Consider the following 13,496-nt stretch of genomic DNA (forward strand, 5'->3'; position numbering starts at 1 on the left):
GGGGACGCGGGTCAGTAAACGCCACCCGGTGGTCCGGGCGCCACCGTGCGGACCGAAATTCAGTCCCTGGAACGGCGCGGTGGGCACAGGGTCGGGTATGCAGGACGTATGACACCGAAAGAGGACCGGATCGCCGGACTGCTCCTCGCGGCCGGCGGCGGTCGGCGGCTCGGCGGACGGCCCAAGGCGCTGCTGGAGCAACGGGGGCGGACCCTCGTGGAACATGCGGTGGCGAGCCTGCGCACGGCGGGGTGCGAGCGGGTCCATGTGGTGCTCGGAGCGTCCGCCGCGGCCGTACGGGAGCGGGCGGATCTGTCCGGCTGCGTACTGGTGGACAACCCGGACTGGGCCGGCGGCATGGGCTCCTCCCTGCGGGCCGGCCTCGGCTCCCTCGCCGGGACGGGCGCCCCGGCGGCTCTTGTCCTGCTCGTCGATCAGCCCGGTATCGGTCCCGAGGCGGTCGCCAGGGTGCTCGCCGCCTACGAGGACGAGGCGACGCTGGTCTCCGCCGCGTACGACGGGGTACGCGGACATCCGGTGCTGTTCGGCGCCGGCCACTGGGCGGGCGTCGCGGCGGCGGCGACGGGCGATCGCGGGGCGCGCGACTACCTCAAGGCCCACGAGAACGCGATCGCGCTGGTGGAGTGCGGCGATGTGGCACAGCCCTACGACATCGACACACAGGCCGACTTGGCCCGTCTCGAGTGAGGAGGGTGGCACCCGGAGCCGACCTCCCTCGAGACGGAGAGTCTCGACATCAACAGATCATTGAACTTCCACCATGAGGAAACTAGTATCCACAGGTCAGAAGCGCAGGACCACTCACGGGGCACCGTCAGCCGCATCCGGGCTCCCTGGCACCCGGTGTCGCGGTGTCCCCGCATCAGCTCGCTGAAGGAAGTGACCGCTCATGTCCGCACCAGCGCCGTCGCCGATCGTGGTCGACGCCGAGCCCCTGCCCCGGCAGGACGAGGTCCTCTCGGATGCGGCCCTCGCCTTCGTGGCCGAGCTGCACCGCAGGTTCACGCCCCGGCGCGACGAGTTGCTCGCCCGCCGTGCTGAGCGCCGCGCCGAGATCGCCCGCACCTCGACGCTCGACTTCCTCCCCGAGACCGCCGCGATCCGCGCGGACGACTCCTGGAAGGTGGCGCCCGCGCCGCAGGCCCTGAACGACCGCCGTGTCGAGATCACCGGCCCCACCGACCGCAAGATGACCATCAACGCCCTCAACTCGGGCGCCCGGGTGTGGCTCGCGGACTTCGAGGACGCCTCGGCCCCCACCTGGGAGAACGTCGTCGTCGGCCAGCTCAACCTGATCGACGCGTACACCCGGAGCATCGATTTCACCGACCCGGCCTCCGGGAAGTCCTACGCCCTGCGCCCGGACGCGGAGCTGGCGACCGTCGTCGTGCGCCCCCGCGGCTGGCATCTGAACGAGCGTCATCTCCTCGTCGACGGACAGCAGGTGCCGGGCGCCTTCGTCGACTTCGGCCTGTACTTCTTCCACAACGCCCGCCGTCTGCTCGACCTCGGCAAGGGCCCCTACTTCTACCTCCCCAAGACGGAGTCCCATCTGGAGGCCCGCCTCTGGAACGACGTCTTCGTCTTCGCCCAGGACCACCTCGGCGTCCCGCAGGGCACCGTCCGCGCCACGGTCCTGATCGAGACGATCACCGCGGCGTACGAGATGGAGGAGATCCTCTACGAACTCCGCGACCACGCCTCGGGGTTGAACGCGGGCCGGTGGGACTACCTGTTCTCCATCGTGAAGAACTTCCGCGACGGCGGGCCGAAGTTCGTCCTGCCCGACCGCAACGCGGTCACGATGACGGCCCCGTTCATGCGCGCGTACACCGAACTCCTCGTCCGCACCTGCCACAAGCGCGGTGCGCACGCGATCGGCGGCATGGCGGCGTTCATTCCGTCACGGCGCGACGAGGAGGTCAACCGGGTCGCCTTCGAGAAGGTCAAGGCCGACAAGGACCGCGAGGCGGACGACGGCTTCGACGGCTCCTGGGTCGCCCACCCCGACCTGGTGCCCATCGCCATGGAGTCCTTCGACCGGGTCCTCGGCGACAAGCCCCACCAGAAGGACCGGCTGCGCGAGGACGTGGACGTCAAGGCGGCCGATCTGATCGCCGTGGACTCCCTGGACGCGAAGCCGACCTACCCGGGACTGGTCAACGCCGTCCAGGTCGGTGTCCGCTACATCGAGGCCTGGTTGCGTGGCCTCGGCGCGGTCGCCATCTTCAATCTGATGGAGGACGCGGCCACCGCGGAGATCTCCCGCTCGCAGATCTGGCAGTGGATCAACGCGGGCGTCGAGTTCGAGAACGGCGAGAAGGCGACCCCGGAGCTGGCCCGCAGGGTCGCGGCCGAGGAACTGACGAACATCCGGGCCGAGATCGGCGAGGACGCCTACGCGGCCGGTCACTGGCAGCAGGCCCACGACCTGCTTCTGAAGGTCGCCCTGGACGAGGACTACGCGGACTTCCTGACCTTGCCCGCCTACGAGCAGCTGGGCGGCTGACCTACTCGGCCTGCCTCTCCGAGTGGCCCAGGGGCTTGCCCGGGGCCACTCGGTCGCGGACCAGCCTCTTCACCGCCGTGGGCTCGGGGAAACCCTGCTCACGGCGGTCCCAGACGACCTCGTCGTCCACCCTGACGACGAAGACACCTCCCGTGCCCGGTGTGAGCGCGAGTTCCGTCAGCTCGGTCTCGAACGTCGTCAGCAGTTCCTGCGCCAGCCATGCCGCGCGGGGCAGCCAGCGGCACTGGGTGCAGTACTCGATCCGGACGCGGTGCGCCTCCCGCGAGGGGGCGCCGGTCGTCCCGGGGGTGTCCGTCATCCGAGGTGCACCGACCAATCCTGTCGCGCCGCCGGTTTGCCGTGCAGGTCCGGGACCCGCTTGAGCCATGCCGGACGGCCTTCCTGTGTCCGCTCCGCGCGCCGGGCCTCCTCGGCGGCGAGCTCCTCCCGGGTGGGGAAGTCGGTGGGCAGCCAGGCCTCGGACGCCTTGACCCGGGCCGTGAGGTAGTCCACGTAGGCGTCCCTGACCTCTCCGGGCGTCGCGAAGCCCGGCTCACGGGCCAGCCACGCGTCCGGCACCTCCTCGGCGACCTCGCGCAGCAGCGCCTCGGTCACCCTGGGCGCGAGCTCGGCCTCGGCTGCCCGCGTGTCGGGGGTGAAGTGGCCCAGGGCGTGGTGCCGGAAGTCGTACGCCTTGTCCGGTGCGGAGGCGTTCCATCGGTGATGGAAGACCAGGGCCGCACCGTGGTCGATCAGCCACAGCTTCGGCGGAGCGATGCCGAACGTCGGCCAGACCATGAGGTTGGAACTGTGGACCGTGCGATCGACGTTCACGGTCAGCGCGTCGAGCCAGATGATCCTGCCGGCCTCCAGCGGGTCGACCGTGCAGGCCCGGGCGACCTCGGGGGTGAAGTCCCGGGCGCCCGGCAGAAAGTCCATGCCGAGGTTGACGCCGGGGCTCGCGTTCAGCAGGTCGCGCACCTCCTGGTGCGGTTCGTGCGCGGCGATCGCCGGGTCGAAGTGGGTGAGGACCAGCTCGGGCACGCGCAGTCCGAGCCGGCGCGCCAGTTCCCCGACGATCACCTCGGCGACCAGCGCCTTGACGCCCTGGGCTGAGCCGGTGAACTTCACGACGTACGTCCCCAGGTCGTCGGCCTCGACGACGCCCGGCACGGAACCGCCGGAGCGCAGGGGCTCGACATAGCGAGCAGCGGTGACCTCTCTCAGCATGTCCTCAGGCCACCAACCTCTTCACCCGTGCCGTCCGCGCTCGACCTCGAAGGCGTGTCACAACGGAGCCGGCCGTCCTGTTTCCGGCCCTCCGGCATGAAGTGACCATAGTAACCGGGGGTGACCGGAGCACGGAGTGCCCGAGCGACCGGGCACTACGCGGTCCACGGCTCCGAGTCGCCCGTCGACGACGTCCCCGACCGGCTCGGTGCCCGGTTCGCCTCCGGGTCCACATCGGGACGCGATGGGCGTCGTCGGCGGTGTCGGGCCGGCGCTGCGCGGGCGGTCCGGCCGACCCGTCGTGCCCCCGGCCCCCGCACGGCGCCGACGCCGAGCACCTCGGCTCCGTGCCCGTGTGCGCCATGGGCCCGGTGGGGGCCGCTCACCGGCAGGCCAGCGGGTTGGGCAGGGGCAGATAGCGCGCGTCCGCGCCGTCCGCGCCCGTCCAGCGCAGCAGGAGGTTCGTCTTGCCGGGGAGGGTGGGCGAGGCCAGCAGGCCCGGGATCTCGGGCACCGGATGGCGGGCCAGTTCGGCGCGGGCGGCGGGCCAGGGGTTCCAGCCGGGACGACGCTCCGCCAGCACGGCGGCCACTTCGGTGAGGTTGTTGACGACCAGGCAGTAGACGAGCCGCTCCCAGCCAGCCGCACGGGACACCTCCGCGAGGAGTTTCACGCCCTCCGCGTCCCGGAACAGCGCCTGGACGGGCAGGCCCGCCGGGTCCACGGCGACCACCGTGTTCTGCAGATGCGCCTCGAGGACCACGCCGTGCCGCTCGAACGCCTCCAGAGCCGGCGGGACGACCTGGCGCAGATAGGCCGTCCACCAGGCCGCAGGGTCGCGGAGCGCGTTGAGCGGACTGCCCTCGAAGCCCTCCACGAGGGCCGCGGCGAGGAGCGGCGTGGTGCCGGGCAGCAGATGCGGGCGCAGGCCGTCGCGGACCAGCACGGCCAGTTCCTCGAAGGCGAAGGCGGCCGTACGGTAGCCGCGGTCGCTCAGCCAGGCGGCCGGGCCAGGACCCGCGGCGAACGCGGAGACGGCGGCCTCGTCGGTGCTGCGCAGCCTGAGCAGGTCGTGGCGCCACAGCCGGCGGATGTCGTTGGTGATCCGCACGTCCAGGCTGAACTTGAGGAAGAGGTCGTCGTCCGGGGCGTAGACGGTGCGGATCGCAGCCGTGGGGGCGACGGGCAGCGCGGTCTCGCCGAGCCGGACGAGGCGGCCGTCGTCGAACGCCTCCCGGATCTCCGGGCGGGCGGCCACCAGAGCGAGCTGCCAGGGATGCGCGGGCAGCAGCCGGTACCCCGCCGGGGCGGAACCGAGCTCGTCGAGCGCCGTCGTGTCGCCCTCCTCGGCCACCGCGTCCTCGCGTACGCCCAGGAGGGCGAGCGGGAAACGGGCGTACGCTTCCGGCGCGTACGGCAGCCAGTTCGCGACGGGGCCGCCGCCGCGCGCCTTCGGGGCGGGATGGTGGGGGTGACCGGTGATCAGCGACTGCTCGGAGCGCACATACGGGTCCTCGGGCGCGGTCGCCCGGGCACGCGCGGCCAGGATCGCGGCCACCGCGTCCCGGCTGTCGATCATCTCCACGGGGAGTTCCGGGCTGTCGAGGCCGGTGGCGCGGCGCAGTTCGTCGGCGGTGAGCTTGACCAGTTCCGCATGGGTGAGCGGCTGCCAGGAGCCGCCGGCGTACACCTCCGGATCCCGTGGCCGGCGTCCGCCGCGTATCCGAATCAGCCGGCCGCCGGCCCGCAGCCGGTGGACGCCCGGTTCGCCGGTGGGTTCCGCCGCCTCGCGGATCAGGCAGTTCAGCAGCGGCGCCAGCGCGTAGGCGTCGGCGCGCTCGGGGACGTCGTCCCTGGGGTGCATGCGGTCCACGTGATCCATTCGTTCCGTACGGTGCACTGACGCTCAGTATGTCGGTGGTGGTCCGCCTCCAGGATCCGCCGCCCCCGTCCCCCGAGGAGCCCGACCGTGCCCCCTTCCCCCTCCACCGAGACCGAGTTCGCACACGAGCTCGATCTCGTACGGCCCGGCCTGTCGGCGGCGTACGCGGCCGCGCTCCCCGGCGCCCGCGCCGCCGTCCTGTCGCGCCTGTGGCGGGCACTGGCCCATGAGCCGCTGCCGTGGATCGCGCGCCGGGAGCCGACGGTCGACGGGCTCCTGCTCCACCTGACCGACGGGCGCCGGCTGCACGGGCCGCCCGCCGACCCGTACGCGACCGACGCGTATGCGACCGAGGTGCTCCTGGAGGGACGGGCGCACGGCCGTCCGGGCGCGCTGATGACGGCGCTCGGTGTCCCCCACGGCGACCCGTTCGCCGCCGAACTCGACCACAGCACGGCGTCGTTGGCGCTGTCCCGCGCAGACCAGCCGGAGGGCCTGCCGGAACCGGCGAGCGCTTGGGAATGGGAGCAGCGGGTGGTCGACGGGCACCCGTTCCATCCGAACTGCCGGTCCCGGCCGGGCTTCTCGGTGGCCGAGCAGCTCGCCTACGGGCCCGAGCACCGGCCGCTGGTACGCCTCGGCCTGATGCCCCTGGACGACGGCGGCATCGTACGGGGCGAGTGGCCGAAGTGGCTGCGGTACGGCGGGAGCCCCCTGGTCCCGGTCCATCCCTGGCAGACGGCTCACGTACTCGGGGCGCCTGCGCAGGAGGGGCCGGCCGCGCATCCGCTGATGTCCCTGCGGACCCTGGCCCTGCCCGACGGCGGCCCGCATGTGAAGACGGCGCTCAGCGCACGGCTGACGTCCTCGGTGCGGGACATCTCGGTGCAGTCCGTCGAGACGTCGCTCGCCGTCTCCGACTTCGTGGCGTCGACGGCCGCGCGCACCGACGGCCTGCTGCACGTCACCCGCACTCTCGGGGCGGTCAGCGCGCACTCCCCCGATCTCGCGGCGGTGGTGCGCGAGTCGCCCGAGACGCGGGCCGACACCGCGGCCGGCGAGCGGGTGGTGCCCGTCGCCGCTCTGCCGCTCACTGGCCTGCCCTCGTCCGCCACGTGGTTCGCGGCGTTCACCCGGCTCGTCCTCACCGTGGGACTGCGGCTGCTGGACCTGGGGGTCGCCCTGGAGGCGCACGGCCAGAACCTGCTGGTCGTGCTCTCGCCCACGGGCGCCCCGCGACGGCTGGTCTATCGCGATCTCGCCGACATCCGGGTGAGCCCGGCCCGGCTGGCCCGGCACGGCATCAAGTCCCCGGACCTGGCGGGCCGGATGGTCACGGACGACGAGACGACCTTGCGCCGCAAACTGTTCGGCTCCCTGGTGGCGGGCGCGCTGGCCTCGACCGCGGGGTCGGCGGCGGCGCTGCGGGACGCACTGGAGCCGGCCGTGCGGGATCTGCCGCGCACAGCGGATCTGGCCGTGCTGTCCGCGGAGCCCCTGCCCACCAAGGCCCTGACTCTGATGCGGCTGTCGCCGGGGCGGTCCGGCGATCTGTGGACGCTGCTGCCGAACCCGCTGACCGGGGCGGGTCCGTGACGCGGCGCAGCGGCCGGACTCCCGTCGGCCGCCCAGCAGTCGGACCCGCCGGCGTCGAACGCGGCCCGGGCGTCCGCAGCTTCACCATGCTTCCACCTGCCGGTGCGGCAGGGTTGTTCGACTGGACCGCCAGGGTTCCACGGCTCGTTTTGAAGCACGCACCGTCTGATCAATAAGATCCGCCGATGATCACAAGAAAACGGCTGGCGACGGGTGTCTGCACCCTGCTCGCCGCCCTGGCGGCCGGGATGGCCGTCCCGGCCGGCGCCGTCGCCGACGAGACGACAGCCCAGGACGCGCCCAAGGTCGATCTCGTCCTCGACGTCAGTGGTTCCATGCGGGCGCGGGACATCGACGGCGGCTCACGGATGGCCGCGGCGAAGCAGGCCTTCAACGAGGTGCTCGACGCGACTCCGGAGGAGGTGCAGCTGGGCATCCGGACGCTGGGCGCCAACTACCCGGGCAACGACCAGAAGACCGGTTGCAAGGACACCGCGCAGCTCTATCCGGTGGGGCCGCTGGACCGGACCGAGGCCAAGACGGCCGTGGCCACGCTCCAGCCCACCGGCTGGACCCCGATCGGCCCGGCGCTGCTGAAGGCCGCGGACGACCTCGACGGCGGCAACGGCTCCCGGCGCATCGTCCTCATCAGCGACGGTGAGGACACCTGCGCCCCGCTCGACCCCTGTGAGGTGGCCCGTGAGATCGCGGCCAAGGGAATCGGGCTGACCATCGACACCCTGGGCCTCGTACCGAACGCCAAGCTCAGCAAGCAGCTCAGCTGCATCGCCGAGGCCACCGGCGGCACCTACACCTCGGTGCAGCACAAGGAGCAGCTCTCCGACAAGGTCAATCAGCTGGTGGACCGTACGGCGGACAAGGTGGTCACGCCGGTGGCCGTGGACGGCACCGGGCAGTGCACGTCGGCGCCCACGCTGAAGTCCGGCCTGTACACGGACCGCGAGGAGTTCGGTCAGCACCGCTTCTACCGCGTGGACGTGGCGCCCGGTCAGGAGCTGCGCGCCTCCGTGAGTGTCTCCGACGACCGGCAGGTGAACCCCGACTACGGGGTGACACTGCGGGCGATCACCGTGCACGGGCGTGAGATCGTGCGCGGCGAGGCGACCGGTTCCGGCCGTACGGACGTGATGTCGACGGGCCTTCGCTATCCGAAGGCGAAGAGCGACGAGGAGGACGCCCCCGCCGAGACGGTGTGCCTGCAGGTGGCCAACTCCTTCTCGCCCGCGGCCGGGGTCAAGACGACGCCCGGGTTCCCGCTGGAGTTGACCGTCGACGTGGTCGACGGTCCCGACCAGGCGGGCGACGTCGCCTCCTTCGGTCTCGGCCGCGGCTGGTGGCTGCTCGGCGCCCTGGTCCTGACCGGCTTCCTCGCGGGTGTCCTGTGGGGTTGGATTTCGCGCTGGCGGTTCGCGGTCTGGAGGACCAACTGATGCGTATCGGAAAGATGCTGACCGCGGCGGCCCTGCTGCTGGGCGCCTCCGTCACCCCGGCCGTCGCCGACTCCTCGCCCTCCGCGAGCCCGTCCGGCGACAGCGCCGCGCCCACCTCGGCGGGCACGTCGTTCCGTACGGCGACGGAGATCGAGCAGGGACAGCAGGCCACGGCGAGCGCCTCCACCGGTGACTACCTGTACTGGTCTTTCCCCGCGGACGCGGGGCAGCGCCCCACGGTGAAGGCGACGGTGAAGCTGCCCTCGACGTCCCGCAGCGGGGCGCAGAGCTGGCAGTTGGACGTCTACGACGGGCTGCGGCGCCGGCAGGCGTGCCAGTACGGCACTCAGACGCGCACCGCGGCTCAGGGTGCGTCCTCCGTGGACCTGGCCTGCACGCTGCGCACGGTCCGCGCCTGGTCCGAGCCGTGGGCCGACGACCCGCTGCCGGGCACGTACTACGTCCGGCTGACGGCCGTGGGCCTCGGTGCCGCGGACCTCGGCCTGCCGGTGAACACCGAACTCCGGGTCGACTCCAAGGAGATCGGCGGCTCGGCGGCCGTGGACGGATCGCTCGCGCAGCCGCTGGTGCCGGGGATCGCGACCACCTCGCAGGAGGAGACCTCGTCCGAGTCGGACGCGGCCGTGCTGTCCTCGCTGAAGCCCGACGACGGCTGGACGTCCGGCTGGTGGTCCGACCGCTGGGTGTGGACCGCGATCGGCGGCATCCTCGCGGCGCTCGCGGGCATCGGGGGCTACGCGCTGACGCGTGGTTCGGGACGGCCGTCCCGGGTGCCGCAGGGCTACTGACACACCGCCGTCGAAGGCCCGCCGTGTCTCCGGCACGGCGGGCCTTTGCGTCGCCGCCCGCGCCCCTCGGGCGCGCGGGAGGAGCGCCCCGTGGGCGGCTCAGTCCCCGCGCAGCGACTTGGCGAGCCTCCCCTCGCCCGAGACCGCCACGCGTCCATCACGCACAGCCTGATGCAGCGTCAAGAAGCCCCGGCTCAGGGCCGTGCACGTGTCCCCGTCGAGCGCCAGCCGGGCGTCGGGCTCGCCGGGGGCGGCGCCGTCGCCGTAGACCGGGCCTTCCCCGGCGCCGCCCAGCCACAGATGGAACTCGCCCTCGTCCAGCCGGACTTCGACCAGGCCCTCGCCCTCCAGCGAGCGCAGCAGCGGCAGCGCGAACCAGTGTGCGCGCACCGCGTCCGTCGGCCGGCGCTCGGCCAGTGCGGGCGCGCCCCAGTCGCCGAGCGCCTGGAGCACCGGGAGCAGACCTCTTCCGTGGGCGGTGAGTTCGTACACGAACGCGGCTCCGGGCGGCGGCAGCCGCCGCCGTGTGGTCAGCCCGTCGCGCTCCATGTCCTTCAGCCGGGACGCCAGGACGTCGGTGCTCACACCCGGCAGGTCCGCGTGCAGATCGGTGTAGCGGCGCGGTCCCGCAAGCAGCTCACGGACGATCAGAAGAGTCCAGCGGTCGCCGACGGCGTCGAGGGCCCGGGCCGTGGAGCAGTACTGGTCGTAGCTTCGGCGAGGTGACATGCGACGCAGTCTAGACACGTTGTTGGACTTACCAAGCTTCCACTTGGTAAAACCAAGCAACACCAGTCGGCGGAGGGGAAGCGGCACATGGAGTTCCGGCAGTCGAGCAAGCTCAGCGAGGTCTGCTACGAGATCCGCGGCCCGGTGATCGAGCACGCGAACGCGCTGGAGGAGGCGGGCCACAGCGTGCTGCGCCTGAACACCGGCAACCCCGCCCTCTTCGGCTTCGAGGCGCCGGAGGAGATCCTCCAGGACATGATCCGGATGCTGCCGCAGGCGCACGGCTACACGGACTCGCGCGGCGTCCTCTCCGCCCGCCGCGCCGTGGCCCAGCGCTACCAGGAGCGGGGCCTGGACGTGGACGTCGACGACGTGTTCCTCGGCAACGGCGTCTCCGAGCTCGTGTCGATGGCCGTACAGGCGCTGCTGGAGGACGGCGACGAGGTCCTCATCCCCGCACCGGACTTCCCCCTGTGGACGGCCGTGACGACCCTTGCCGGCGGCAAAGCGATCCACTACCTGTGCGACGAACAGGCCGACTGGTACCCCGACCTGGACGACATGGCCGCCAAGATCACCGACCGCACCAGGGCCGTCGTCATCATCAACCCCAACAACCCCACGGGCGCGGTCTACCCGAAGGAGGTCATCGAGGGCATCCTCGACCTCGCGCGCCGGCACGGCCTGATGGTCCTCGCCGACGAGATCTACGACCAGATCCTGTACGACGGCGCCGTGCACCACTCGGCCGCCGCGCTCGCCCCCGACCTGGTGGTCCTCACCTTCTGCGGGCTGTCGAAGACGTACCGGGTGGCGGGCTTCCGCTCCGGATGGCTGGTGGTGACCGGTCCGAAGCAGCACGCGCGCAACTACCTCGAGGGCCTGACGATGCTGGCCTCCATGCGGCTGTGCGCCAACGCCCCCGCCCAGTACGCGATCCAGGCCGCGCTCGGCGGCCGGCAGTCCATCCACGAGCTGACCGCACCGGGCGGCCGTCTGCGCGAGCAGCGCGACCGCGCCTGGGAGAGGCTCAACGAGATCCCCGGCGTGTCCTGTGTGAAGCCGAAGGGCGCGCTGTACGCCTTCCCTCGCCTGGATCCGAAGGTGCACCCGATCCACGACGACGAGAAGTTCGTCCTGGACCTGCTGTTGCGGGAGAAGATCCAGGTGGTCCAGGGCACCGGCTTCAACTGGCCCGCTCCCGACCACTTCCGCATCCTCACGCTTCCGCACGCGGACGACCTGGAGGCGGCGATCGGGCGGATCGGCCGGTTCCTCGGCGGATACCGCCAGTAGGGGGCGGCCGTCTGGCTCAATCCGCCCTGCCGGCACGGCATGCCTGTGGCACGGTGCCGTTAGACGGATACAGGAAGGGCACGGCGTGGGCGACCTCATTCTCGTCCGGCACGGGGAGACCGAGTGGTCGTTGTCCGGGCGGCACACCGGCCGGACCGACGTCCCGCTGACCGACAACGGCCGGGAGCAGGCGCGTCGGCTGGCGCCGCTGATCGCACGGCACCACATCGCGGCGGCGTTCGTCAGCCCGATGCAGCGGGCCCTCGAGACCGCCCGGCTGGCCGGTATCGGCGGAGCGCGCGTCGACGCGGACCTGTCCGAATGGGACTACGGCGGGTACGAGGGGGTCACGACCTTCGAGATCCACCGGACGCGGCCGGACTGGTTCCTGTTCACCGACGGGGTCGCACCCGGACCGCCCGAGCATCCCGGGGAGAGCCCCGACGAGGTCGGGACGCGTGCGGACCGCGTGCTCGCCAAGATCGACGCGGCGCTGGGCGATGCCGAGGGCAGCGTGGTCGTGGTCTCCCACGGCCATTTCCTGCGGGTGCTGACCGCGCGGCGCCTCGGCCTGTCCGCCTCGGCCGGCGCGCTGTTCCTGCTCTCCACCGGAACGATGAGCCGACTGGGCCTCGAGCACCGCCGCCATGTCGTGGCCGGCTGGAATGTCAGACCCGACGCGTACTGTTCGCACGGGTCCCTCTCCGCGGGAGAGGCGGGACTCCCGGAGCACTGACCCGGACTCCGGGCGCCGGTCCGGTCCGCCCGCGCGGGAGGGAGCACGCCGTGACCCGGCCGCCGACCGCCGCGCAGCTGCGTGTCATCAACACCGCCGACCCCGTGACCGGGCGCCTGAGGGGCACGGACGCCCAGCTCTCCGCCCTGGTGAAGCGGGGCCTCGCCTTCCGGCATCCGCGTCCGCCGCACGACCACTTCCTGACCCCCGCGGGCCATCGGATCCGGGAGGCGCCGTCCGTCGAGGAACCGGTTGTTTCGCCCGCGCCGCCGGAGGACACCGGTGTGTTCGCCGCGCGTGTGGGCGGCGAGGAGGCCGCGGACGCGACCCCCGCGCGGCGGCGGGAGGTGCACAGCGCCTGGCAGGGGCTGCTGGAACTGCGGCGGATGACAAATCCGGGCGACGCCGTGGACCGCCCGTGCGCGTGGGAGCGCGCCAATCTGGTGCGGTCCGCCGCGCTCGCGCTGGAGGCGGCGGGACATCGTCCCGCGCCGGGCGACGGCGAGGGCTATCGGGTACGGGCGACGGCGCAGCCGGAGGCGATCGCCGTCCACCACGAGGACCTCACGGCGCTGCGCGCCTGCGCAGCCACGCTGGAGGAGGCGGGCTGGCAGGTGAGCGAGCACTCGGAGCCGAGGACCCGGGCGCGGTATCTCCTGGCGTCGCCGCGGCGCAGATGAGCCGCCCACGGCGTGAACGGCCCGCCGCCGGAGGGCCGTTGTCCTCGACCGGATGATCGGGACGCTGAGCCCTGACGTAGATTTCCTACGTCTGATGCCGTCACCTTGGAGGAAGCTCATGGCCGACACCGCCGCAGCCCCGTTCTCCGTCGGGGTCACCGTCCGCGGGTACGAGACCGACGCCCTGGGACACCTCAACCAGAGTGTCTATCTGCAGTACGCCGAGCACGCGCGCTGGAGCATTCTCCAGGCCGCCGGGGTGGGTCCGTCCGAGCTGCTCGCCAAGGGCATCGGACCGGTCGTCCTCGAAACGAAGATCCGCTATCTGCGCGAACTGCGCGCAGGCGACGAGGTCGAGGTGACGTGCGCCTTCGAGTGGGGCGAGGGCAAGACCTTCCGGGTGGTGCAGACGATCCTCAAGGCGGACGGCACGGTCTCCGCGGAGATCGCGTCGGTCGGCGGGCTGATGGACCTCAAGGAGCGCAGGCTGGTGGCCGACCCGCAGGGGTACTTCCGGTCACTGACACTCGAGCCGAAGGCGTTCGGTCTGTGAGGTC

Annotated in this window: 13 protein-coding genes; 9 read left to right on the forward strand and 4 right to left on the reverse strand. The window is 72.2% G+C overall.

What is annotated here, in order from left to right; genetic code table 11:
- The first annotated feature begins 108 nt into the window (after positions 1-108).
- Together ADL25_RS22205 and aceB are read left to right on the forward strand one after the other, a co-directional pair.
- Positions 109-708: a nucleotidyltransferase family protein gene (locus ADL25_RS22205; RefSeq protein WP_059129502.1), complete on the forward strand. Its 600-nt coding sequence runs from the start codon at positions 109-111 to the stop codon at positions 706-708.
- Between the two features lie 202 nt (positions 709-910).
- The gene (aceB, locus tag ADL25_RS22210) at positions 911-2,530 is read left to right on the forward strand and encodes a malate synthase A (protein WP_059129503.1); all 1,620 of its coding nucleotides are present in this window, start codon (positions 911-913) and stop codon (positions 2,528-2,530) included.
- Between the two features lies 1 nt (position 2,531).
- On the opposite strand, the gene ADL25_RS22215 is transcribed toward aceB, so the two are convergent.
- From ADL25_RS22215 to ADL25_RS22225, 3 genes are all read right to left on the reverse strand, one after another.
- Entirely contained in the window at positions 2,532-2,849 is a 318-nt protein-coding gene (locus ADL25_RS22215) for a SelT/SelW/SelH family protein (RefSeq protein WP_059129504.1), read from the reverse strand.
- On the reverse strand, positions 2,846-3,760 hold the full coding sequence (locus ADL25_RS22220) for a HipA family kinase (RefSeq protein ID WP_059129505.1): 915 nt from the start codon (positions 3,758-3,760) through the stop codon (positions 2,846-2,848). Before ADL25_RS22220 ends, ADL25_RS22215 begins: the two co-directional genes overlap by 4 nt.
- A 382-nt stretch (positions 3,761-4,142) precedes the next feature.
- Positions 4,143-5,642: an IucA/IucC family protein gene (locus ADL25_RS22225; protein ID WP_059129506.1), complete on the reverse strand. Its 1,500-nt coding sequence runs from the start codon at positions 5,640-5,642 to the stop codon at positions 4,143-4,145.
- Between the two features lie 87 nt (positions 5,643-5,729).
- Between ADL25_RS22225 and ADL25_RS22230 the strand changes: the two genes are divergently transcribed.
- The 3 genes from ADL25_RS22230 to ADL25_RS22240 all read left to right on the forward strand — a co-directional run bounded on the left by ADL25_RS22230 (position 5,730) and on the right by ADL25_RS22240 (position 9,498).
- Positions 5,730-7,238 carry an IucA/IucC family protein gene (locus ADL25_RS22230; protein ID WP_059129507.1) on the forward strand — a complete coding sequence of 503 codons (1,509 nt, stop codon included), beginning with the start codon at positions 5,730-5,732 and terminating at the stop codon, positions 7,236-7,238.
- Positions 7,239-7,423: 185 nt separating this feature from the next.
- Positions 7,424-8,689, forward strand: coding sequence for a VWA domain-containing protein (locus ADL25_RS22235; protein WP_059129508.1), 1,266 nt, complete (start codon positions 7,424-7,426; stop codon positions 8,687-8,689).
- Positions 8,689-9,498, forward strand: a complete 810-nt coding sequence (locus ADL25_RS22240) for a hypothetical protein (RefSeq protein WP_059129509.1) — start codon at positions 8,689-8,691, stop codon at positions 9,496-9,498. Before ADL25_RS22235 ends, ADL25_RS22240 begins: the two co-directional genes overlap by 1 nt.
- Positions 9,499-9,597: 99 nt before the next feature.
- On the opposite strand, the gene ADL25_RS22245 is transcribed toward ADL25_RS22240, so the two are convergent.
- A complete protein-coding gene (locus ADL25_RS22245) occupies positions 9,598-10,227 on the reverse strand; it encodes a winged helix-turn-helix transcriptional regulator (protein ID WP_059129510.1) in 630 nt (209 codons plus the stop codon).
- 87 nt (positions 10,228-10,314) lie between these two features.
- Here ADL25_RS22245 and ADL25_RS22250 point away from each other — a divergent pair, with 87 nt between their 5' ends.
- The 4 genes from ADL25_RS22250 to ADL25_RS22265 all read left to right on the forward strand — a co-directional run bounded on the left by ADL25_RS22250 (position 10,315) and on the right by ADL25_RS22265 (position 13,492).
- Positions 10,315-11,523 carry a pyridoxal phosphate-dependent aminotransferase gene (locus ADL25_RS22250; RefSeq protein ID WP_059129511.1) on the forward strand — a complete coding sequence of 403 codons (1,209 nt, stop codon included), beginning with the start codon at positions 10,315-10,317 and terminating at the stop codon, positions 11,521-11,523.
- 85 nt (positions 11,524-11,608) lie between these two features.
- Positions 11,609-12,259 carry a histidine phosphatase family protein gene (locus ADL25_RS22255; protein ID WP_059129512.1) on the forward strand — a complete coding sequence of 217 codons (651 nt, stop codon included), beginning with the start codon at positions 11,609-11,611 and terminating at the stop codon, positions 12,257-12,259.
- A gap of 50 nt (positions 12,260-12,309) precedes the next feature.
- Positions 12,310-12,939 carry a hypothetical protein gene (locus ADL25_RS22260; RefSeq protein ID WP_059129513.1) on the forward strand — a complete coding sequence of 210 codons (630 nt, stop codon included), beginning with the start codon at positions 12,310-12,312 and terminating at the stop codon, positions 12,937-12,939.
- 118 nt (positions 12,940-13,057) lie between these two features.
- The gene (locus tag ADL25_RS22265) at positions 13,058-13,492 is read left to right on the forward strand and encodes an acyl-CoA thioesterase (protein ID WP_059129514.1); all 435 of its coding nucleotides are present in this window, start codon (positions 13,058-13,060) and stop codon (positions 13,490-13,492) included.
- The last annotated feature ends 4 nt before the right edge of the window (positions 13,493-13,496 follow it).

Source organism: Streptomyces sp. NRRL F-5122 (assembly GCF_001507435.1).
Classification (GTDB): Bacteria; Actinomycetota; Actinomycetes; order Streptomycetales; family Streptomycetaceae; genus Streptomyces; species Streptomyces lannensis.

Excerpts from the sequence above, each read along its gene's own strand:
- ADL25_RS22235 (WP_059129508.1), top strand. The coding sequence starts at position 7,424 with ATGATCACAAGAAAACGGCTGGCGACGGGTGTCTGCACCCTGCTCGCC.
- ADL25_RS22240 (WP_059129509.1), top strand. The coding sequence starts at position 8,689 with ATGCGTATCGGAAAGATGCTGACCGCGGCGGCCCTGCTGCTGGGCGCC.
- ADL25_RS22250 (WP_059129511.1), top strand. The coding sequence starts at position 10,315 with ATGGAGTTCCGGCAGTCGAGCAAGCTCAGCGAGGTCTGCTACGAGATC.
- ADL25_RS22220 (WP_059129505.1), bottom strand. The coding sequence starts at position 3,760 with ATGCTGAGAGAGGTCACCGCTGCTCGCTATGTCGAGCCCCTGCGCTCC.
- ADL25_RS22265 (WP_059129514.1), top strand. The coding sequence starts at position 13,058 with ATGGCCGACACCGCCGCAGCCCCGTTCTCCGTCGGGGTCACCGTCCGC.
- ADL25_RS22225 (WP_059129506.1), bottom strand. The coding sequence starts at position 5,642 with ATGGATCACGTGGACCGCATGCACCCCAGGGACGACGTCCCCGAGCGC.
- ADL25_RS22245 (WP_059129510.1), bottom strand. The coding sequence starts at position 10,227 with ATGTCACCTCGCCGAAGCTACGACCAGTACTGCTCCACGGCCCGGGCC.
- ADL25_RS22215 (WP_059129504.1), bottom strand. The coding sequence starts at position 2,849 with ATGACGGACACCCCCGGGACGACCGGCGCCCCCTCGCGGGAGGCGCAC.
- ADL25_RS22205 (WP_059129502.1), top strand. The coding sequence starts at position 109 with ATGACACCGAAAGAGGACCGGATCGCCGGACTGCTCCTCGCGGCCGGC.
- aceB (WP_059129503.1), top strand. The coding sequence starts at position 911 with ATGTCCGCACCAGCGCCGTCGCCGATCGTGGTCGACGCCGAGCCCCTG.